Origin of the sequence: Novosphingobium sp. AAP93, from assembly GCF_001296055.1 — a bacterium.
Lineage (GTDB): Bacteria > Pseudomonadota > Alphaproteobacteria > Sphingomonadales > Sphingomonadaceae > Novosphingobium.
Map to the genome: position 1 here is coordinate 1 of NZ_LJHZ01000077.1, position 19,536 is coordinate 19,536.

The window sequence follows — 19,536 nt, forward strand, 5'->3', positions numbered from 1 at the left end:
CCGGAATACACCATCGCCTACACCGGAAATTACACCACGAGCGCGGACGCTAGCTGCCCGAGTGCAGTCAAGGCGACCACGCACCACGTGGTTATATTATCAATGCATGCCGGGAATGAGTGCCATCAAGTCCTTATTCTGCAGGGATAAATTTAGGCATTACCGCCCGATTTCGGTGCAATGCAGGAGCCAATTCGCGCGTTGCAGGCAGGTCTGGCGCCACATCGCCGGTGATCAAACGGGCTCCGCGCTGGTACGTGAGGTAGCTCCACAGCCAGGTTATTCCGACCGAGATACGATTGCGGTGCCCGGTCAGGAACCAGATGTGCGCCACGCACCACAGCAGCCAGGCCGCGAGGCCCGTTACGCGCAAACGGCCGAAATCCGCGATCGCGCGGCTGCGCCCGATCGTCGCCATGTTGCCGTAGTCGCGATAGCGGAACGGCGGCACGGTGCGGCCATGCAGCGCCGCGCGAATCGCGCGCGCCGCATGCTGGCCCTGCTGCTTGGCAACCGGCGCCACGCCCGGGAGCGCGCGTCCGGTCGCATCGGTGCAGGCGGCCGTATCGCCGATCACGAAGATCGCCTGATCACCCGCCGGATGGAGATCGGCATCCACCGGCACGCGTCCGGCCCGATCACCCTTGCAGCCCAGCCATTCCGCCGCGCGGCTGGCCATGACGCCTGCGGCCCAGATCGTCGTGCCGGCATCGATCCGCTCGCCGTCGACGACAACGCCGTCGGCATCGATATGCGTCACATCCGCATCGAGTCGCACTTCGACGCCCAGCTCTTCAAGCCCCTTGCGCGCCTTTTCCGAGAGCGCGGGCGGGAAGGATTGCAGCACCCGGTCGCCGCGCTGGAGCAGCAGAATGCGCGAGCAATGCGGCGTGATGTGGCGGAAATCCATGCTCACCGACTGCCGGGCGAGCTCGGCGATGGCCCCCGCCATCTCGACACCGGTCGGCCCGCCGCCGATCACCACGAAGGTGAGCAGCGCCTTGCGCTTGTCCTCATCGGTCTCGGTCTCCGCGCGTTCGAGGGCGAGCAGCACCCGGCGGCGGATCGCGGTGGCATCGTCGATGGTCTTGACGCCCGGCGCGAAGGGCGCCCAGTCGTCGCGGCCGAAATAGCTGTGCGTGGCGCCGGTGGCGAGAATCAGCCAGTCATAGGCCAGCGGCTCGCCATCACCCAGAATCACGCGGCGGCATGCCTGATCGACGCCGTAGACGCGGTCGAGCAGCACGCGCACGTTCTTCTGCCGCGCGAGAATGGCGCGGATCGAACCGGCGATATCGGCGGGTGAAAGGCCTGCGGTCGCCACCTGATAGAGCAGCGGCTGAAACAGGTGGTGGTTGCGCTTGTCGATGAGCGTGACATCGACCGGCGCGCCGTCCAGCGCCTTGGCCGCTGCCAGCCCGCCGAACCCGCCGCCCACGATCACGACTTGCGGGCGTCTGCCTTCGATTGCGGCATCGCCGCCAACTGCACCAGCCATTTCATTTGCTCCCGCCTTGCTGACTGCGGTTCGCGGGAGCCTGACGGTTCGTTACAATCCTTCAGGTCGAACGCAGCAGCGGGTCTGCCGCAAAGGCGGCGATCAGATGATCGGCCAGCGCCCGAACGCGCGCGGCGACGTAGCGCCCGGCCGGCATGACGAGGTGGATCGGCATGTCAGCCGGGGGATGCTCGGGCAGCACTTCGATCAGGCGGCCGCTTGCGAGATCTTCCTCGAACAGCCAGCGCGCATTGATCACGATACCGATCCCGGTCAGCGCCGCAATGCGCAAGGCATCGGGGCTGTCAGCCCGGAAAGTCCCGCTGACGTCGACCGGCGGGAGATCGCCGAGCACCCATTTGTTGCCGGTCGCGAGGAGCGAGTAGCTGAGGCAGTTGTGCGCAGCGAGGTCTGACGGCTGGTGCGGCACGCCATACTCTTCAAGATACTCGGGTGATGCCACCATCACGCGGCGGGCCACGCCGATCCGCCGCGCGATCGAGCGGCTGTCTCCGATCGCCCCGACGCGGATCGCGAAATCGAGATTGTCCGAGATCAGGTTGAGCGCGTGATCGGATACCCTGAGGTCGACTTCGATGCGCGGCTGCACCCGCTGGAAATCCGCCAGCATGCCGATGAGGCGCGATTGCGCGAGCGTGAGCGGTGCGGTCAACCGGACTTGCCCGCCCAGCGCGCCATGGAGACCGACCGAAGCCTCGGCCTCGTCGATGGCCGCAAGCGCACGCAGGGCCGCCTCGTAGTAGGCTTGACCTTCGCTGGTCAGCGCGATCGAGCGTGTCGTGCGCTTGAGCAGCGCGGCACCAAGATGGCGCTCCAGCGCGCCGACCTGACGCGAGACGGTCGACTGCGGCAATTCGAGACGCGCTGCGGCGCGGCTGAAACTGGCCGCATCGGCCACTGTTATAAAGGTACGCATCCAGCCGGTGATATCGTTCACGGTTTGCTCCTGCCCGATCGGACGATGCGGGTACAGCACCATTACGATCCATTTTGGCGCCGTTCTTTGCTGGTTCCGGATAAATCATATGTGATCTGCGCTTCTTGCGGCAAGCGCGGTTGACGCTCATTGTTGTCAAGTCAATTCAGCCACGCTTGCCGCGGTTGCAGCACCAGTCAGTGCCGCAGCCGCGCTCGGTCCATGTGGCGATTGCAGGCACAAGGCAACGCAGCCATGGAAATGCATCAGGTCCGGTACTTCCTGGCCGCAGCACGGCTGCTGAACTTCACGCGCGCCGCGATCGAGTGCAACGTCTCGCAGCCTTCGCTGACCAAGGCGATCCAGAAGCTGGAGGAGGAATTCGGCGCTCCCCTGTTCCGGCGCGAGCGCGCGCGCACCCACCTGACCGAGCTTGGCAAGGCGATGCTGCCCCATCTCGAGCGCAGCTTCGAAGCGGCACAGACAGCGAAGCAGATGGCCCGCGGCATGGGACGTGCGGAGATTGCCCCGCTCTCGCTCGGCGTGGCGCGCACCGTCGAGCATGCCATGCTGGAGCACGTGCTGGCGGAACTCGGCAAGAACCTTTCAGGGCTGGAACTGGCGCTGGCCAGCGGCTCCTCGCGCGAATTGCTGGAAATGGCGATGGCCGGGTCACTCGATCTGGTGATCGTCGAAATGCCGGAGGAGACGCCTGAGCGCCTCGATTGCTGGCCGCTGTTCGCCGATGCCTGGTGCATCGTCACGCGCCCGGATCACCCCTTCGCCATGGCGCCCCCCGCATGTCCGGCCATGCTGGAGGAAGAAACCTGGATCGATCTGGCGGGTGACGGCTGCGCCGCGCTCGCCCGGATCGCCACGCAAGGCGGCGCTGCCATCGATGTGCGGCACCAGGCCCAGGGCGCAACGCAGCTGCGGCAGATGGTGCAGGCCGGGCTTGGCTGCGGCTGGACCCCGCGCAGCCTCGCCGCGCCGCCGTTGTCGGCGATCCTGCTGCCGTTCGGATCGGTCGAGACGCGGTTCGTGCTGGCATCGGTCTCGGGTCGGCGCCGCTCGGTCGCCGCCGAAGCGTTCCTGCGGGTGGCCCGGGCGCAGGATTGGGCACGCGCCACCGGCGAAGCACCGGCGGAGGAGTCATAGGGACTGCGCATGGACTCGATGCACCGCAGGGCGTTTCCCCCGCGCAGCAATTCTCCCTATGAAAGCATGATGGACGTCCCGACTTCACCCGTTCCGCTGGCACCGCAGCTGGCGCAGATCCGCCAGCGCTTTGCGGCGATCAGCCCGTTTTTCGACGAGATCGTGATCGCGCTGCGCGAGGCCGGCGTGGGATCGTCTGCGCCCAAAGTGGGCGAGTTGTTCCCCGATTTCTCGCTCCCTACCGCGGACGGCGGCTATCGCCGTCTGGGCGATCTGCTCGATCAGGGACCGGTGATCGTCAACTTCAGCCGCGGGCGCTGGTGCCCTTATTGCGTGCATGAAGTTTCCGCCTGGGCCGAAATGCTCCCCGAACTGGCCAGGGCCGGCGTGCGCTTTGTCGAAGTGACCGGTGAGACCGGCGGCGGTGCGCGGGCGCTCGGCGCGCTGCTCGGTGCATCTTCGGACGCCGACATTGCCGAGGTGCTGTGCGATGTCGACCACGGCGTCGCCCTGTCGCTGGGCCTTGCCTTCTTCGCGGGCGATCCGCTGCTCGATTTCTACGCGAAAAACGGGATCGACATGCACGATCTCTATGGCTCGCCGAGCGGGTTCCTGCCCGTCCCGGCAACGTTCGCGCTCGATCCGGCCGGCCGCGTGCGCTTCGCTTATGCCAATGTCGATTTCCGCGAACGGCCGGAACCGGCCGATGTGCTCGCCGCGCTGCTTGCGCGCTGAGCTTACCAGCGCAACAAAGGCGGCGTGGCCAAACGGATGACAGTCGCTGCCACGAGCATGGCCGCAGGATAGACTGCGGTGACGAAGGCCATCGTCTGCGAAGGGCAGAACAGGCTGTAGGCGAAAGTGCCCAGCGCGGCCGCAGCCCATCCGATGAGCCAGCTGGCGCGCACGATGTCGGTCGGCGCGGCACGGCGCATCCACCTGATGAGCCCTGCGCCCACAAGCAGCGATGCCGCCAGCGCGATGCAAAAGCAGCGCAAGGTGATGTGGGTCGTAAGCTCCGCAAAACTCGGTCGCTGCCGTGCCACGATGCCTTGAAGGAGCAGGCCCATCAGGCCAATCGGCATGATCCCCAGGATCATCGTTCCAAGCGCCGTCGCGCCTTCATCACCGCGTCCGGGGACTGCGGCCCGCAGCGCGGCAACGAGCAGGACAAGGCCGCCAGCCAGCAATGCCGCCCCGCGCGCGACCACGATCGGCGCCGGGTGCATCGCCATGACATCGGCGCGCAATCCGAAAACGAGCCATACTCCGCCGACAGCCAGCGCCGTGAGGCCGAGGCCGACGAGAACCCCGGTCCACAGACGCAGCGGTGCGACCGGCCGGAGATCACCGACCAGCGCCTCGATCGTCTGTTCGATGGACGGCTCGTCCGGATCGAGGGGCATCGCACTTCCTTTGCTGCACGGCCCCCACCCGCAAAAAGAACCGACCGGGGACCGTACCGCCAGAATACTGGCTGACGGCTCCCGGCCTCGTTGCATCTTTGCCCGCGCCCCGCAAGACCGGCCCGTTTGTCTTGGGGAACACGTCCCCGGACAACACAGGCCGGTCGCTGCGCGGAGCAGGCGGCGCGGGTTCAGCCCCGGCGCAGCAGACGGTCGAGCGAGAGTGCTCCACCGCCCTTGGCGATGAGCGGCAGGAGAATCGCCGCCCAGCTCAGGTGCGTCGGCCATGCATCCGGATAGACGAAGACCTCGATCACCGTGGTCATGCCAAGCAGGCCCAGTGCGGCGAACCGCGTACCGAAGCCGAGAACCAGCATGATCGGGAAGAGGTGCTCCTGATAGGTCGCCAGATGGGCGGCCAGATGCGGTGGCACGAACGGCAGTTTGTAGTCGGTTTCGAAGAGGTAGTAGGTGCTGTCGGTGATCGTCAGCCAGCCTTCCACCTTGGTTCGGCCGGACTCGAAGAACACCGCCGCGATGCCGAGCCGCGCCACCAGCAGCAGCACGGTTTCGGGCAGCAGTCGCCCGGCCAGCTCGGCCAGCCGGTTATAGACGGATACGAGAGCGGTCATGCGGGAATACCTCGAATGAACCGGCGCGCGCTCCGGCGCCGCCCGGAGGCAGCGCCGTCACGCAGGCCGATCAGTGCGCCTTGGGGGTCAGCGAACCGTTGCCCTTGGGCGTCTTGATCGAGGTGCAGGTACCGGCCTTGACCAGCGTCCAGGCGTTGCCCTGATAGTCAGTCTTCGAGGTGCCGGCGCAGCTGGTGCCCGGGCCAGCGGCGCATTCGTTCTTGCCAGCCTTGGCGACGCCGTAGCACTTTTCCATGGCGGGCTTGCTGTCGGCTGCGTGGGCAGCGCCGGCAACTAGGCCGAGGGCGATCGAAGCGGCGAGAGCGGAAGCAGTGATCTTCATGGTACAATCCTTTTCGAATGATGCGGACCATGATGGTCCGGTCTGGAAACCAAGGACGGAGGAGCGGGTTATCAAGCGCTGCCTCATCCTGTGTCCGGAAATGTTCGCGCCGGCCACGTTGACCAGTTCGCCGCTTGCCGCAGCAGGGTTACAACGCCCGCAGCAATTATTGCGCGCGGCTGGACCCGGCGCAGCACAGATCCTAGGGTCCAAACTCAATCAGGGCGCGTTCGAGGCGGCCAAATGGCGAACAGATCGGGCCAAGGTGCCCGCGGGCAAGGCTGGTTGCCTTTCCAAGGGCACCTTGGCTCGAGATGGAAGCCATTTGGTCGCCCCGAAGGGGTTTGACCAAAACGGCCCATTGCTGCGTTGGGAAGGCTTGAGATATTGACATATCCCTGCGCCTTCCCGCCTTGCACTGAGCCGTTTTGCCTCAAACCTCGAACGCGCCCTGATTGAGTTTGGACCCTAGAGAGCCGGCCGGCAAATCACCGCCTTGAAAGGACACACGACCGATGCGGAATTTTGCGCTCGAGGTATATTTCTCGAAGTGGGAGTTTGCCGCGAAGTATCATCTCACGGCGTCCGACGCGCAAAGCATGACGGTTTCGCAGCTGCTTTCGCACGCATCTGCGGACGATCGCGAACGGTTCGACAACCTGCACCTCGGCTATACCAAGACGTTCGGCGCCGAACCGCTGCTGGAACAGATTGCCCGCACTTATGACTCCATCGCCACCGACCAGCTGCTGTGCTTCGCGGGCGCGGAAGAAGGCATCTATGTCGCGATGCGCGTATTGCTGCAGCCCGAGGACCACTGCATCGTCATCACTCCCAACTATCAGGCCGCCGAGACGATCCCGCTCTCGATCTGCGCGGTGACCGGGGTCGCGCTGGATGAAAATGCGAACTGGGCGCTCGATCTCGACAAGGTGCGCGCGGCGCTGCGGCCCAATACAAAGCTCATCTCGATCAACTTCCCCAACAACCCCACCGGCGCGATCCCTTCGCAGGACGTGTTCGCCGCCCTGGTCGAACTCTGCCGGGAACAAGGGATCTGGCTGTTCAGCGATGAAGTCTACCGCCTGATCGAGCATCGCCCGGATGCGCGCATTCCCCAAGTCGCGGATGTCTACGAACGCGGCGTGTCGCTCAATGTCATGTCAAAGAGCTATGGCCTGCCCGGTCTGCGCATCGGCTGGCTCGCCTGCCAGGACCGCGCCTTCCTGCAGAGCTGCGAGCGCTACAAGCACTACCTCTCGATCTGCAATTCCGCGCCCTCGGAGCTGCTCGCCGAGATCGCGCTCAAGGCGCGCGCGGCGATCGTCGGGCGCAACCGCGATCTCGCGCAGCATAATCTCGGCCTGCTCGACAGCTTCTTTGCCGATTTCCCCGGCCTGTTCGATTGGCGCCGCCCCGATGGCAGCTGCGTCGCCTTCATCCGCTACAACGGGGCAGATGGGGTCGAGCGCTTAACCGAGCGGCTGGTCGAGGAAACCGGCGTGCTGCTGCTGCCATCGAGCATATATCGGTCCGATCTGGGCCCCGTGCCGCAGGACCATTTCCGTATCGGCTTCGGCCGGGCGAATCTTGCGGAAGGCCTCTCGGTTTTTCGGGAATGGCTGATGCGCAACCGCCCTTGAGGGCAAAATTCGATCGTCACGCCAAAAAAATATGTGCGGCCTGTAACCGCAGATTGCAGGCAGGCGAATACGACCTCGCCATTCCGGCGCACATACGGAGACGAACCATGACCACCCTGAAGACCGGCCTCGCCATCGCCGCCAACGCTGCCCTCATCGCTGCCGCCATGGCAGTTGCTCCCACCCCCGCCATCGCCAAGGGCAAGTCGGCCGAGGTCGTGCACTGCTACGGCGTGAACACCTGCAAGGGCACGTCGGACTGCGCCGCCGGCACCCACAGCTGCAAGGGTCAGAACGAATGCAAGGGCCAGGGCTTCAAGGCCCTGACCAAGAAGGCCTGCGCTGCGCAGGGTGGTAGCCTGACCGAGAAGAAGTAATTCTCGATCAGTTCAGCCGACCCACCCTCACGGCTGACGCTACCTAGACTTGGCCGGGGCTCCCAGTCCCACTGCCCAGTTGGCGCCGCATCCCCTCCCCGGCGCCACCGGGAGCCCCGGACTTCTTTTGCGAGTACCCCTCTCTTTCACGAGACACCTGATGACCGAGGCGCGCGATGTCTGAGAAACTGGCCGGATTTGGCCTTGGCATGCGCAGGCCGCACTATCGGTCCTATATCGACGGCACCGCGCCCGTCGATTTCATCGAGGTGATCTCGGAAAACTTCATGATCGCAGGCGGCAAGCCGCTCGATACGCTGATGAAGGCGCGCCGCAACTACCGCCTCGCGCTGCACGGCGTTTCGATGTCGATCGGCTCGGCCGACGGCCTCAGATCTGATTACCTCACCGAACTTCGCCGCCTTGTCGACATGATGGAGCCCGCGGTGGTCTCTGACCACTTGTGCTGGACCCGGATCGACGGCTTCAATTCGCACGACCTGCTGCCGGTGCCCTATACCGAGGAAGCACTCGCGGTGGTCTGCCGCAACATCGACCGCGCGCAGGAAGCGGTCGGCCGCCGCATGCTGTTCGAGAACCCTTCGAGCTACATCGCCTTTCCCGGCGGCATGACCGAGTGGGAATTCCTCGCCGAAATGACCAGGCGGACAGGCTGCGGCCTGCTGCTCGATGTCAACAATATCTACGTCAGCGCGCAGAACCACGGATTTGCCGCCGAGGACTATCTCGCGGGCATTCCGATGGATGCGGTCGGCCAGATCCACCTTGCCGGCCACGTGCAGGGCGAACACCTGCTGATCGACACGCACGACCAGCCGGTGCCCGATGAAGTCTGGGCGCTCTATCGCGCCGCGATGGCGCTCGCTGGTCCGGTGCCGACGATGATCGAGCGCGACGACAACATTCCCGAACTCGACGAACTCTGCGCCGAACTCGATGTCGCCCGCAGCATCAGTGCGGACTCGGCGGCGGAAAGGATCGCGGCATGAGCCTGCTCGCCCTGCAGCGCGATTTCCGCGACTGGCTGGTGACCGGCGAAGACAGCGCCGCGGCCGCACTCGGCGGCGGTCCCGGCACGGCGGTCTACCAGAACAACTACCGCACCGCGCTCGTCTCCAGCCTTGCCGAAACCTTCCAGCGCCTCGTGCTCTGGCTCGGCGAGGAAGACTTCGAGATGGCCGCCGCGCGCTACATCGATGCGCGCCCGCCTTCGAGCTGGACGCTCGATGCCTATGGCGAGGATTTCACCGACTTCGTCGCGACGCTGTGGCCAGATGATCCCGAAGTCGCCGAGATCGCGCTGATCGACTGGACGGTCGGCCAGGTCTTCGTCGGGATGGACAGCTACGCGCTCTGCGCCGAAGGACTTTCGGTCGCGGATTGGGAGACCGCCGTCATTCACCCGGTGCCCTCGCTGCTCGTGCTGCCGATCCGGACCAATGCGGACGAGATCTGGCAGGCGCTCGCGACAGAAGAAACGCCTCCGCCCGCGGAAATGGCGCCGCGCGGCACAGCCTTGCTCGTCTGGCGGCAGGGCCTCGAACCGGTCTTCCGCCGCGCCGAAGCGCACGAGCGCGATGTCCTCGCATGGTCTGCCGCTGGCGAAGGCTTTGCCGCCGTCTGCGCGCGGCTCGCCGATACCTTGGGCGAGGAAGCCGCAGTCACCACCGCAGGAACGCTGCTGGGCCGCTGGCTCGCCGAAGGCATGATCGCCGCTGTCGGCTGAGCGCCGACACCACCAACTGCTCGTCTGGAAAACAAGGCCGCGCGGAGACCCCGCTGCGGCCTTTCTTGCGTCTCAGCCAGCAAGGCCAATCATTCCCGCGAGGAATGAACACTATCGCAGCAGCGCGGCTACTGAGCCTTCGCCGCATGGACCATACGTCGTTTCAGGGCAGCGGCCCGACCCATTCGAGAGGAGTTCACGATGATCCAGGTCCATCTTTTCGCCACGCCCAACAGCGTCAAGGTTCCCCTCGCGCTCGAGGAAGCCGGGCTTCCCTATGAATTGGTGCGCGTCAATGTCCGCGCCGGCGAGCAGCGCGATCCCGCCTTCGTCAGCCTCAATCCCAATGCCAAGGTACCGGTGCTGGTCGATCCCGATGGTCCGGACGGCGAGCTCGTCCTCACCGAAAGCGCCGCGATCCTCGTCTATATTGCCGAGAAGACCGGCACGATGCTGCCCGCAGGCGGCACCGCGCGGGCGCGCGTGTTCGAGCAGCTGCTGTTCCACGCCTCGGCGCTGAGCCCGAACTTCGGCAACGCCGGCTGGGCACGCGGGGCGGAAAACGAAGGCGCGCAAGCCCGCTTCACGCCGGAGGCCTACCGCCTCACCGATCTGCTCGAAGCCAAGCTCGCGGGCCAGCGCTTCGTGGCGGGTGATGAATTCTCGATCGCCGACATCGCGCACTGGGGCTGGTTCTGGCGCCGCGCCTTCGCCGGGATCGACTTCGAAAACCGCCCGAACCTGCAGCGCTGGTTCGATGAACTCGCGGCGCGCCCCGCTTTCGTCACCGCCGAAGCGCGGGTGAACGCCCTGCTCGCCTGAGGCGCACAGCCCATACCCCGGGGCGCCTTTGCTCCCCCATCGGCGCCCATGGCCCGGCCATCCCGTTCCCCGGTGGCCGGGCCTTTCGTTTCTTACGAGAAGCAGCCCGCCACTTCGCCCAGCACCTCCTGCAGGCGCGGCGCCACGAAATCGAGGAAAGCGCGCAGCTTGAGAGGCTGGCTGCGTTGGCGGCGATGCACGAGATGGACCGGCACGGCCTCGCAGCCCCGGTCCGTGAACAGCGGCACAAGCCGGCCATCGGTCACCGCCGCCGCCGCCTGATACGACATGATCCGCGCCACGCCCACGCCCGCCATCGCCGCATCGATCAGCGCGTCCGCCGTATTGGCTGAAAAGCGCGGCACGATCTCCACCGTGCGGGCCTGTGCACCCGAACCGATGCGCCAGCTGCGCATGGTCTGCAGGCCCTCGAACGCGATGCAATCGTGCTGCGCGAGATCCTCCGGCTGCTCCGGCCTGCCGCGCCGCGCCAGATAGGCCGGACTGGCGCAGGCCACCCAGCGGATATCGCCCAGCCGGCGCGCGACGAGATCGCTGTCCGGCAGTTGCCCCACCCGCAGCGCCACATCGACATGCGCTTCCACGAGATCGATGTTCGAATCCGAAAGCACCAGCCGCACCGTCACATCGGGATAGGCGGCGAGAAAGGCGTGGATCACCGGCGCCACATGGAGCTTGCCGAACATGATCGGCGCAGTGACGAGCAGTTCCCCGCGCGGCGCCCGGTATTCCCCGCTCGCCGCACGCTCGGCATCGGCAAGATCGTCGAGCACGCGCCGCGTCGCCGCCACGAAGGTCTCGCCCGCCTCGGTCAGGATCAGCTTGCGGCTCGTCCGCACCAGCAGCTGCGCGCCGAGATGGGCTTCGAGGTCCGAAACCCGGCGGCTGATCGTCGGCAGCGGCGTGTTCAGCGCGCGCGAGGCGGCGGACAGGCTGCCCCCGTCGACGGCGGCAAGCAGGGTGCGCATGGCCTCGAACCGGTCCATTTCAAAGTTCCGTTTTCTGGAAGGAAGCATTGCCAAGGTAGCGGATACTGTCACCCGGCGAAAGGGCCTACCTCCTCCTCAGCGGCCACCCTCCCCCCGGGCCGCACCCAAGGAAAGGTCAATCCCATGTCCCGCATCCCCACTGCCGCAACGGTTGCCGATGCCCCCGAAGCTTCGCGCCCGCTGCTCGAAGCCGTCAACAAGGCGCTCGGCACCGTCCCCAACCTGCACCGCCTGGTCGCCACCAGCCCGGCCGCGCTCGAAGGCTATCTCGCGATGAACGGCGCGCTGGCCAAGGGCAAGGTCCCTGCCCAGACCCGCGAGCGGATCGCGCTGGCCGTCGCCGAAGTCAACGGCTGCGACTACTGCCTTTCGGCGCACACCTACCTCGGCAAGAACGTCTCGAAGCTCGACGACGCCGAGATCACCGCCAACCGCAACGGCGCCTCAAACGATCCCAAGGCCGATGCCGCGGTCCGCTTCGCCGTCCAGCTGGTGAAGACGCGCGGCCATGTCGGCGCCGCCGATGTCGAGGCTGTCCGTGCGGCCGGCTACACCGATGCCCAGCTGCTCGAGATCGTCCAGCACGTCGCGCTCAACACCTGGACCAACTACGTCAACTCGGCCTTCCAGACCGAGATCGACTTCCCGGTCGTCACCGCGCGGCCAGTAGCTTCGGCAGCGGCCTGACACCGGGAGGCGGGCGCCTGCAGCTCCCACTCTCCTCGCAGGCGCCCGCCAACTCTCTTGCCAAGGAACACCGATCATGTCGTTCAGATCCCGCCTGGTATCCGTTGCCGTCTCGGTGTCGGTCCTTGCCGTCAACGTCGTCGCCTCGTTCCCGCCGCTCGCCTGAGCGTGCCATGCGGCTGTAGCGCTGCAATGCAGCGTTACGGTATGCTCCCGCCGCGCGACTCCGCGCATGCCCGCCGCCCGGCGCACAGCAGGACCCGACCGCACATGGAATCAATCGGCGCCGATCTTCGCGCGATGCAGCGCACCCCGCTTCATGACAGCCATGTCGAGGCCTTGCGCGCCGCGGGCACGGTGCAGTTCTACCCCGCAGGCACGATGATGGCCCGCCCCGGCGACCCCGCCGACAAGTTCACTTATGTCGAGGAAGGCGAAATCGAGGTGGTCAATCCGATCACCGACGAACGCCACCTGCCCTCCACGCTCGGCCCCACCCAGTTCATGGGCGAGATTTCCTTCCTCAGCGGCGGCACCGTCTCGATGGCGATGCGCGCGGCGCAGGATACGCGGGTGATCGAAGTCCCGCGCGAGGCGATGCTGGCGCTGATGGCGCAGATCCCCGAAATGTCCGACATCGTCATCACCGTGCTCGCCGCGCGCCGCCGCCGCCAGCTCGACGAGCGCGACAGCTCGCTCCAGCTGATCGGCGAGCACGAGGACGCCGCCGTCCGCCGCGTCGCCCAGTTCGCCAGCCGCAACCGCATTCCCTATCGCTCGCTCAAGCTCGGCACCGACGAAGCCCTCGCCGCCGCGCAGGCCTGCTCGATCGAGGGCTCGGTCCCGGCGGTGATCTTTGGCCGCGACACGGTCGTCACCCAGCCCACGCCCGACAAGATCGCCCACCTCCTCGGCATCAACCGCGAGCTGCAGTACGACGAAGCCTTCGACGTGCTGATCGTCGGCGGCGGCCCCGCCGGTGTGGCGGCGGGGGTCTACGCGGGCGCGGAAGGCCTTTGCGCGCTGGTGATCGAGGACCTCGCCATCGGCGGGCAGGCGGGCACCTCCAGCCGGATCGAGAACTACATGGGCTTCCCCACCGGCATTTCCGGCGGCGACCTCGTCTGGCGCGGCGAAGTGCAGGCGATGAAGTTCGGCACTCGTTTCGCCCTCCCGCGCCGCGTCGCTGCGCTCGAACAGCTGGAAGATGGCGCCTTTTGTGCCACATTCGACAACGGACAACGTGTGCGGGGCAAGGCCGTGGTGGTGGCAACCGGCGTCCAGTATCGCCGCTTGCCCATCCCCCGCCTCGCCGAATTCGAAGGCGCGGGCATCTACTACGCCGCGACCGAGATCGAGGCGCGCTATTGCAAGGGCACGCAGGCCGTGATCATCGGCGGCGGCAATTCCGCCGGGCAGGCCGCGATGTACCTCAGCCGCTCCGCCCGCTGTGCGCATGTCGTGGTGCGCGGGCCTTCGCTGGCGCTCTCGATGTCGAGCTACCTGTCCGAACGCCTGGAGGCCGATCCCGGCATCGAGATCGACTACAATTCCGAAGTGATCGCGCTCCATGGCGGGGCGCATCTCGAAGGCGTGACCCTGCGCAATTCGAAGACCGGCGAAACGCAGGACATTCCCACCCGCGCCCTGTTCATCATGGTCGGCGCCGCGCCCAATACCGAATGGCTCTCCGGGCTGGTCGAGCTTGACGACAAAGGCTTCGTGAAGACCGGGCCGGCGGTAGGCGCCGCATCGCCCTACGCCACCTCGCACCCGGGCATCTTCGCGGTCGGCGACGTCCGCTCGGGCTCGGTCAAGCGCGTCGCCTCGGCAGTCGGCGAAGGCTCGGTCGTGATCTCCAAAGTGTGGGACTACGTGAACAGCGGCGGCTGACGGCCATCCGTTGCACTTCGAGACTTAAAACTCCACCAATGCGGTTGAGATTGTTCTCGCAAGGCCTCCGGATGCGTGGTAATGTTATACCATAATAACGTCGTACGGCCCGTGTTGCTTGCATCGGGATTGTTCGTTTCGTTCCCGCTGCTCTCCACCGCAACCCGGGCTGTCCGGCACAGCCGAGGAGAGCATGCATGGCTTATGGTACTCCCGAAACAAACCGCCGCCGGATCGTGGCGCTGGCCGGTGTCGGCGTGGTCCACGGCGTAATGGCCGTGGCGCTGCTGACTGGTTTTGCCGGCGGGATCATCCAGGAGATCAAGCGTCAGTCGCTCCAGACGTGGAACTACATGCCGCCGCCTCCGCCGCCGCGTCCCGAGCCGACCGTGCAGCCTTCGGCCCATCCGCATGACAGGCTGCCGATGCCGGACCCGTATGTGCCGCTGCGGCCCCAGCCAGATACCGATTTTCACATCGACATCGCTCCGCTGCCGACCGGCGGAAGCGGCCTCGGAACGGGCACGTTGCCACCGCTGCAGCCGACCGCATCACCAAGCCCTCGTTTCACCCCGCGCGCCGCAGCACCACTCGGCATGCCGGGCCGCTGGGTTTCGGATTCCGACTACCCCACCGCAGCACTCCGACGCGGCGAGCAGGGTGCAGCAGGCTTTGAAGTGACCATCGGGCCGGATGGCCGCGTGCGCGATTGCCGGATCACCCGCTCCAGCGGCTCCGCCTCGCTTGATGCCGCGACCTGCGCCAAAGTCAGCGAGCGTGCGCAGTTCACCCCAGCGCGCGACGAGAACGGCGATCTGGTCACCGGCCGCTATGCCAACGTGATCCGCTGGCGCATTCCGGAGTAAGTTCTCCAAACTTCCATTGCGCTGCAGCAAGATCGCGGCTTACCATCGCCCCATGGAGGGCCGCGATCTTGCCATATACCTGTGATCTCGGCGGCCAGCGGCACAGCTTCGCGGACCTCAAGGCCGTCCTCGCCGCCGCCAGCCCGCTCCGCTCGGGCGATGAACTGGCCGGCCTCGCCGCAAGCAGCGCAACCCGGCGGGTCGCGGCACGGTGGGTCCTCGCCGATCTGCCGCTCAAGACCTTCCTCTCCGACGCCGTCGTCCCCTACGAAAGCGACGAAGTCACCCGCCTCATCATCGACAGCCACGATGCCGCCGCCTTCGCGCCCATCGCGCACCTCACCGTCGGTGGCTTTCGCGATTGGCTCCTGAGCGAAGCGGCAGACGAAGCCGCGCTCGCCGCCGTCGCGCGCGGGGTGACCCCCGAAATGGCCGCCGCCGTCTCCAAGCTGATGCGCAATCAGGACCTGATTGCGGTCGCAAAGAAGATCCGCGTGGTCACGGCCTTCCGCACCACCATCGGCCTCCCCGGCCGCCTTTCCACCCGTCTGCAACCCAACCACCCGGCGGACGATCCGCGCGGGATCGCCGCCGCTGTGCTCGATGGCCTGCTGCACGGCGTCGGCGATGCGGTGATCGGGGTGAACCCGGCGACCGACAGCGTCTCCGCCGCCACCACGCTCATCCGCATGCTCGATGAACTGCGCGAGGCCTACGCGATCCCGACGCAGACCTGCGTGCTCACCCATGTCACCAATGCACTGACGATCATGGACCGCGGCGCGCCGGTAGATCTGGTGTTCCAGTCCATCGCGGGGAGCGAAGCCGCCAATGCGGGCTTCGGCATCAATCTCGCGGTCTTGCGCGAAGCCCATGCCGCCGCGCAGGCACTCGGGCGCGGCACGGTGGGCCGGAATGCGATGTATTTCGAGACCGGCCAAGGCTCCGCGCTCTCGGCCAATGCCCACCACGGCGTCGACCAGCAGACGATGGAAGCGCGCGCCTATGCCGTCGCCCGCGCATTCGATCCTTTGCTCGTCAACACCGTCGTCGGCTTCATCGGGCCGGAATACCTCTACGACGGCAAGCAGATCATCCGCGCGGGCCTGGAGGATCACTTCTGCGGCAAGCTGCTCGGCCTGCCGATGGGCTGCGACGTCTGCTACACCAACCATGCCGAGGCCGATCAGGACGACATGGACAGCCTGATGACGCTGCTCACCGTCGCGGGCTGCCGTTTCCTCATCTGCGTGCCGGGCAGCGACGACGTCATGCTCTCGTACCAGAGCCTCTCGAACCACGACGCGCTTTACTTGCGCCACGTCATGGGCCTGCGCCCCGCGCCTGAATTCGAGGCATGGCTCGAAGCGGTCGGCATCGCTGCGCCGGACGGCACGCTGCTTACACTGGCAGACGGCGCCTCGCCCTTCGTGCGCCAGATCGCGGAGACCATGGCTTGAGCGAGGTTGTGCCGGGCGAACTATGGGCGCGGCTGCGGCGGACAACTCCGGCGCGCATCGCGCTCGGCCGCGTCGGGAATGCCCTGCCGCTCGGCGAAGTGCTCGATTTCCAACTCGCCCACGCCCGCGCGCGCGATGCCGTCCACGCCGTGCTCGATACTGCCGCGCTCGAAGCCGAATTCGCCCCGCTGCCGGTGCTGCACGTGGAAAGCGACGCGCCGGACCGCGCCACCTACTTGCGCCGCCCCGATCTCGGCCGCCGCTTGTCGGAGCGGTCTGCCGCGCTGCTGGCCGAGGCAGGGACCCGTTGCGACGTGGCCTTCGTCATTGGCGACGGCCTTTCCGCGACCGGCGTGCAGGCAGGCGCGGCCACGCTGCTCAAGGCCTGCGCCGCAGAGCTTGGCGATCTCGCCATCGGCCCCGTCGTCATCGCGCGGCAAGCCCGCGTCGCGCTCGGCGATCCCGTAGGCGAGGCCCTCAATGCCCGCGTCGTGGTGATGATCCTCGGCGAGCGCCCCGGCCTCAGCGTCCACGACAGCCTCGGCATCTACCTGACTTTCGCGCCCCGCCCCGGCCGCAGCGATGCCGAGCGCAACTGCATTTCCAATATCCACGGCGCAGGCGGCCTTTCCCCCGAAGACGCCGCCCGCACGCTCGGCTGGCTGCTGCGCGAAGCCCTGCGCCTTCAGCTTTCGGGCGTCGCGCTCAAGGACGACCAGACACCCACTCTCCCCGCCGAGGACCCCAGCCGCGCATGAGCGAACCCCATCTGCAGAAAAGCCTCGGCCCCTTCCACCTCTGGGCCATCGCCGTCGGCCTCGTCATCTCGGGCGAATACTTCGGCTGGAGCTATGGCTGGGCCAGCGCGGGCACGCTCGGTTTTCTCGTCACCACCGTGGCCGTCGCGGCCATGTACATCGCCTTCATCTTCTCGTTCACCGAGCTGACGACCGCGATCCCGCACGCGGGCGGCCCGTTCGCCTATGCCCTCCGCGCCTTCGGGCCAATAGGCGGCGCCATCGCGGGGTTCGCGACGCTGGTCGAATTCCTGTTCGCCCCGCCCGCCATCTCGCTCGCCATCGGCGCCTATCTCCATGTGCAGTTCCCTGCCCTCGAACCCAAGCATGCCGCGCTCGGCGCCTATGCCCTGTTCATGGCGCTCAACATCGTGGGCGTGCATATCGCGGCGAGCTTCGAGGTCGTCGTCACGCTCCTCGCGGTCGGCGAGCTTCTCGTGTTCATGGCCGTCGTCCTCCCCGCCTTCCGCTGGTCGAACTTCCTCGCCGGGGGCTGGGCCGGGCAGGACCATTTCACCCCCACCGCGGTGGGCGGAATCTTCGCCGCGCTGCCCTTCGCGATCTGGTTCTTCCTCGCGATCGAAGGCGTCGCGATGGCCGCCGAGGAAGCGAAGCAGCCGCGCCGCACCATCCCCCGAGCCTATATCTCCGGCATCCTCACGCTGACGGTGCTCGCCTTCGGAGTCATGCTCTTCGCGGGTGGCTCGGGCAGTTGGGCGGAGCTTGCCAGCCTCAACGATCCCCTCCCGCAGGCGATGAAGCGCGCGGTCGGCGCCTCCAGCGGCTGGCTGCACATGCTGGTCTGGCTCGGGCTGTTCGGCCTCGTCGCCTCGTTCCACGGCATCATCATGGGCTATGCGCGCCAGATCTTCGCATTGGGCCGCGCGGGCTACCTCCCTGCCATGTTCGCCCGCCTGCACCCGCGCTTCAACACACCGCATGTGGCAACGCTGGCGGGCGGCGTGGTCGGCATCGCCGCGATCTACAGCGACGCCTTCGTCAGCATCGCGGGCCAATCGCTCACCGCCAGCGTGGTCACGCTCTCGGCCTTCGGTGCGCTGCTCATGTACGTCGTCTCGATGGCCGCGCTGTTCCGCTTGCGCACCACCGAGCCCGATCTCGCCCGCCCCTTCCGCGCCCCGCTCTACCCCGTCGCCCCCGCATTCGCGCTCGCCATGGCCAGCCTCGCGCTGGTGACGATGGCGTGGAGCAACCGCGAACTCGCCGCGATCTTCGCCGGGCTGATGGTCATGCTGGTCAGCGGCGCACTTCTGTTCCGCCGCCGGGAGACAGCCTGACCGATGCGCCTGCTCGCCGCCCTGCTTTTCTTGCTCACCGCCGCCACGGCCCGCGCCGAAACCCCCGCATGGCAAACCCGCGCCGCCGCCGCCGCCGAAACGCTCGACCGCATCTGGGGCAAGGACGGCGGCTGGAACGCCAGCGAGGACTGGCAGCGCTTCCCCATCACCCAAGTGCTGATCGACTACCAGCGCCGCACCGCCGACCCGCGCTGGTCCGCCAGGATCGCCTCCGCCGTGCGCAACCGCGAGGGGCGCTATCTCAACGACGATGATCTCTGGGCCGTGATCGCCAGCGTCGATGCCTGGCAGGTGGACCACGACCCCGAACTGCTGGACTGGGCCGCCCGCAACTTCACCCGCCTCGTCACCGATCACTGGGACGACCACTGCGGCGGCGGCATCTGGTGGGACCCGAAACACTCCTACAAGAACGCGATCACCAACGAACTGCTGCTCACCGCCGCGACCCGCCTCTACCGCGCCACCGGGCAGGAGGCCTACCGCGACTGGGCCTCACGCATCTGGGGCTGGTTCGCCGCCTCGGGGATGATCGGCCCGGACGGCCTCATCAACGACGGTCTCGATGCCCAGTGCCGCAACAACGGCGCCCCGCGCTACACCTACAACCAGGGCGTCCTGCTCGGCGGCCTCAGCGATCTCACCGCGATCACCGGCGATCCGCAATACCGCACGGCTGCCCTGCGCACCGCCCTCGCAGCCACGCGCACGTTGGTCACGCCGCAAGGGCTGCTGACCGAACCCTCCGATGCGCTCGGCCGGGATGGGCCGATGTTCAAGGGCGTGTTCGTCTATCACCTCGGCCATCTGGTCGAAGCCCTGCCCGATGGCCCCGAGCGTGCCGAGCTCCGCACATGGCTCGCCCGCAACAGCGACGCCGTGTGGGCGCTCGGCGGCGACGGCAGCGAGCCGATAGATGGCCTGTGGAGCGGCGGGGCGGG

General features: G+C 66.9%; 21 protein-coding genes. 15 read left to right on the top strand and 6 right to left on the bottom strand.

Annotation, left to right across the window (positions count from 1 at the left end; all coding sequences use genetic code 11):
• Nucleotides 1-133 precede the first annotated feature (133 nt).
• Nucleotides 134-1,498: an NAD(P)/FAD-dependent oxidoreductase gene (locus IP83_RS12380; protein WP_082364673.1), complete on the bottom strand. Its 1,365-nt coding sequence runs from the start codon at nucleotides 1,496-1,498 to the stop codon at nucleotides 134-136.
• 61 nt (nucleotides 1,499-1,559) lie between these two features.
• Nucleotides 1,560-2,456, bottom strand: a complete 897-nt coding sequence (locus tag IP83_RS12385; RefSeq protein WP_197274357.1) for a LysR family transcriptional regulator — start codon at nucleotides 2,454-2,456, stop codon at nucleotides 1,560-1,562.
• A 240-nt stretch (nucleotides 2,457-2,696) separates the two neighbouring features.
• Here IP83_RS12385 and IP83_RS12390 point away from each other — a divergent pair, with 240 nt between their 5' ends.
• Entirely contained in the window at nucleotides 2,697-3,593 is an 897-nt protein-coding gene (locus IP83_RS12390; protein ID WP_231625031.1) for a LysR family transcriptional regulator, read from the top strand.
• A 9-nt stretch (nucleotides 3,594-3,602) separates the two neighbouring features.
• Nucleotides 3,603-4,328 (top strand): peroxiredoxin-like family protein, encoded by a 726-nt coding sequence (locus IP83_RS12395; RefSeq protein ID WP_054122538.1) that lies wholly within the window; start codon nucleotides 3,603-3,605, stop codon nucleotides 4,326-4,328.
• Nucleotides 4,329-4,330: 2 nt separating this feature from the next.
• Here the strand turns inward: IP83_RS12395 and IP83_RS12400 are convergent, their stop codons facing one another.
• The 3 genes from IP83_RS12400 to IP83_RS12410 form a co-directional block, all read right to left on the bottom strand.
• Entirely contained in the window at nucleotides 4,331-4,999 is a 669-nt protein-coding gene (locus tag IP83_RS12400; protein WP_054122539.1) for an NrsF family protein, read from the bottom strand.
• A gap of 191 nt (nucleotides 5,000-5,190) precedes the next feature.
• Nucleotides 5,191-5,631 (bottom strand): DoxX family protein, encoded by a 441-nt coding sequence (locus IP83_RS12405; protein ID WP_054122540.1) that lies wholly within the window; start codon nucleotides 5,629-5,631, stop codon nucleotides 5,191-5,193.
• Nucleotides 5,632-5,701: 70 nt separating this feature from the next.
• Nucleotides 5,702-5,974, bottom strand: a complete 273-nt coding sequence (locus IP83_RS12410; protein WP_054122541.1) for a DUF2282 domain-containing protein — start codon at nucleotides 5,972-5,974, stop codon at nucleotides 5,702-5,704.
• Between IP83_RS12410 and IP83_RS20270 the strand changes: the two genes are divergently transcribed.
• The 6 genes from IP83_RS20270 to IP83_RS12435 all read left to right on the top strand — a co-directional run bounded on the left by IP83_RS20270 (nucleotide 5,964) and on the right by IP83_RS12435 (nucleotide 10,563).
• A complete protein-coding gene (locus tag IP83_RS20270) occupies nucleotides 5,964-6,365 on the top strand; it encodes a hypothetical protein (RefSeq protein ID WP_156309700.1) in 402 nt (133 codons plus the stop codon). The two genes, IP83_RS12410 and IP83_RS20270, sit on opposite strands and share 11 nt — an antisense overlap.
• Nucleotides 6,366-6,489: 124 nt before the next feature.
• A complete protein-coding gene (locus IP83_RS12415) occupies nucleotides 6,490-7,617 on the top strand; it encodes an aminotransferase class I/II-fold pyridoxal phosphate-dependent enzyme (protein WP_054122542.1) in 1,128 nt (375 codons plus the stop codon).
• A 107-nt stretch (nucleotides 7,618-7,724) separates the two neighbouring features.
• Nucleotides 7,725-7,994 (top strand): hypothetical protein, encoded by a 270-nt coding sequence (locus IP83_RS12420; RefSeq protein ID WP_054122543.1) that lies wholly within the window; start codon nucleotides 7,725-7,727, stop codon nucleotides 7,992-7,994.
• Between the two features lie 176 nt (nucleotides 7,995-8,170).
• Nucleotides 8,171-9,004 (top strand): DUF692 domain-containing protein, encoded by an 834-nt coding sequence (locus IP83_RS12425; protein WP_054122544.1) that lies wholly within the window; start codon nucleotides 8,171-8,173, stop codon nucleotides 9,002-9,004.
• A complete protein-coding gene (locus IP83_RS12430) occupies nucleotides 9,001-9,741 on the top strand; it encodes a DNA-binding domain-containing protein (protein ID WP_054122545.1) in 741 nt (246 codons plus the stop codon). Before IP83_RS12425 ends, IP83_RS12430 begins: the two co-directional genes overlap by 4 nt.
• A 201-nt stretch (nucleotides 9,742-9,942) precedes the next feature.
• Entirely contained in the window at nucleotides 9,943-10,563 is a 621-nt protein-coding gene (locus IP83_RS12435; RefSeq protein WP_054122546.1) for a glutathione S-transferase family protein, read from the top strand.
• 92 nt (nucleotides 10,564-10,655) lie between these two features.
• Here IP83_RS12435 and IP83_RS12440 read toward each other — a convergent pair whose 3' ends face one another.
• On the bottom strand, nucleotides 10,656-11,570 hold the full coding sequence (locus IP83_RS12440) for a LysR family transcriptional regulator (protein ID WP_054122547.1): 915 nt from the start codon (nucleotides 11,568-11,570) through the stop codon (nucleotides 10,656-10,658).
• A gap of 126 nt (nucleotides 11,571-11,696) precedes the next feature.
• On the opposite strand from IP83_RS12440, the gene IP83_RS12445 reads away from it, so the two are divergent.
• The 7 genes from IP83_RS12445 to IP83_RS12475 all read left to right on the top strand — a co-directional run.
• The gene (locus tag IP83_RS12445; RefSeq protein ID WP_054122548.1) at nucleotides 11,697-12,260 is read left to right on the top strand and encodes a carboxymuconolactone decarboxylase family protein; all 564 of its coding nucleotides are present in this window, start codon (nucleotides 11,697-11,699) and stop codon (nucleotides 12,258-12,260) included.
• A gap of 270 nt (nucleotides 12,261-12,530) precedes the next feature.
• A complete protein-coding gene (locus tag IP83_RS12450; RefSeq protein ID WP_054122549.1) occupies nucleotides 12,531-14,153 on the top strand; it encodes an FAD-dependent oxidoreductase in 1,623 nt (540 codons plus the stop codon).
• Between the two features lie 197 nt (nucleotides 14,154-14,350).
• Nucleotides 14,351-15,019 carry an energy transducer TonB gene (locus IP83_RS12455; RefSeq protein WP_054122550.1) on the top strand — a complete coding sequence of 223 codons (669 nt, stop codon included), beginning with the start codon at nucleotides 14,351-14,353 and terminating at the stop codon, nucleotides 15,017-15,019.
• A 68-nt stretch (nucleotides 15,020-15,087) separates the two neighbouring features.
• On the top strand, nucleotides 15,088-16,479 hold the full coding sequence (locus IP83_RS12460) for an ethanolamine ammonia-lyase subunit EutB (RefSeq protein ID WP_054122551.1): 1,392 nt from the start codon (nucleotides 15,088-15,090) through the stop codon (nucleotides 16,477-16,479).
• Entirely contained in the window at nucleotides 16,476-17,237 is a 762-nt protein-coding gene (eutC, locus tag IP83_RS12465) for an ethanolamine ammonia-lyase subunit EutC (protein ID WP_054122552.1), read from the top strand. The genes IP83_RS12460 and eutC overlap by 4 nt, the downstream gene beginning before the upstream one ends.
• On the top strand, nucleotides 17,234-18,574 hold the full coding sequence (eat, locus tag IP83_RS12470) for an ethanolamine permease (RefSeq protein WP_054122553.1): 1,341 nt from the start codon (nucleotides 17,234-17,236) through the stop codon (nucleotides 18,572-18,574). Before eutC ends, eat begins: the two co-directional genes overlap by 4 nt.
• A gap of 3 nt (nucleotides 18,575-18,577) precedes the next feature.
• Nucleotides 18,578-19,536: glycoside hydrolase family 76 protein (locus IP83_RS12475; RefSeq protein WP_054122554.1), on the top strand; the 959-nt coding region annotated here is incomplete at its 3' end.

Bases quoted from the DNA above. Each gene is read 5' to 3' on its own strand.
- IP83_RS12380 (WP_082364673.1), bottom strand. From the start codon at position 1,498: ATGGCTGGTGCAGTTGGCGGCGATGCCGCAATCGAAGGCAGACGCCCG.
- IP83_RS12390 (WP_231625031.1), top strand. From the start codon at position 2,697: ATGCATCAGGTCCGGTACTTCCTGGCCGCAGCACGGCTGCTGAACTTC.
- IP83_RS12395 (WP_054122538.1), top strand. From the start codon at position 3,603: ATGGACTCGATGCACCGCAGGGCGTTTCCCCCGCGCAGCAATTCTCCC.
- IP83_RS12400 (WP_054122539.1), bottom strand. From the start codon at position 4,999: ATGCCCCTCGATCCGGACGAGCCGTCCATCGAACAGACGATCGAGGCG.
- IP83_RS12405 (WP_054122540.1), bottom strand. From the start codon at position 5,631: ATGACCGCTCTCGTATCCGTCTATAACCGGCTGGCCGAGCTGGCCGGG.
- IP83_RS12410 (WP_054122541.1), bottom strand. From the start codon at position 5,974: ATGAAGATCACTGCTTCCGCTCTCGCCGCTTCGATCGCCCTCGGCCTA.
- IP83_RS12415 (WP_054122542.1), top strand. From the start codon at position 6,490: ATGCGGAATTTTGCGCTCGAGGTATATTTCTCGAAGTGGGAGTTTGCC.
- IP83_RS12420 (WP_054122543.1), top strand. From the start codon at position 7,725: ATGACCACCCTGAAGACCGGCCTCGCCATCGCCGCCAACGCTGCCCTC.
- IP83_RS12425 (WP_054122544.1), top strand. From the start codon at position 8,171: ATGTCTGAGAAACTGGCCGGATTTGGCCTTGGCATGCGCAGGCCGCAC.
- IP83_RS12430 (WP_054122545.1), top strand. From the start codon at position 9,001: ATGAGCCTGCTCGCCCTGCAGCGCGATTTCCGCGACTGGCTGGTGACC.
- IP83_RS12435 (WP_054122546.1), top strand. From the start codon at position 9,943: ATGATCCAGGTCCATCTTTTCGCCACGCCCAACAGCGTCAAGGTTCCC.
- IP83_RS12440 (WP_054122547.1), bottom strand. From the start codon at position 11,570: ATGGACCGGTTCGAGGCCATGCGCACCCTGCTTGCCGCCGTCGACGGG.
- IP83_RS12445 (WP_054122548.1), top strand. From the start codon at position 11,697: ATGTCCCGCATCCCCACTGCCGCAACGGTTGCCGATGCCCCCGAAGCT.
- IP83_RS12450 (WP_054122549.1), top strand. From the start codon at position 12,531: ATGGAATCAATCGGCGCCGATCTTCGCGCGATGCAGCGCACCCCGCTT.
- IP83_RS12455 (WP_054122550.1), top strand. From the start codon at position 14,351: ATGGCTTATGGTACTCCCGAAACAAACCGCCGCCGGATCGTGGCGCTG.
- eat (WP_054122553.1), top strand. From the start codon at position 17,234: ATGAGCGAACCCCATCTGCAGAAAAGCCTCGGCCCCTTCCACCTCTGG.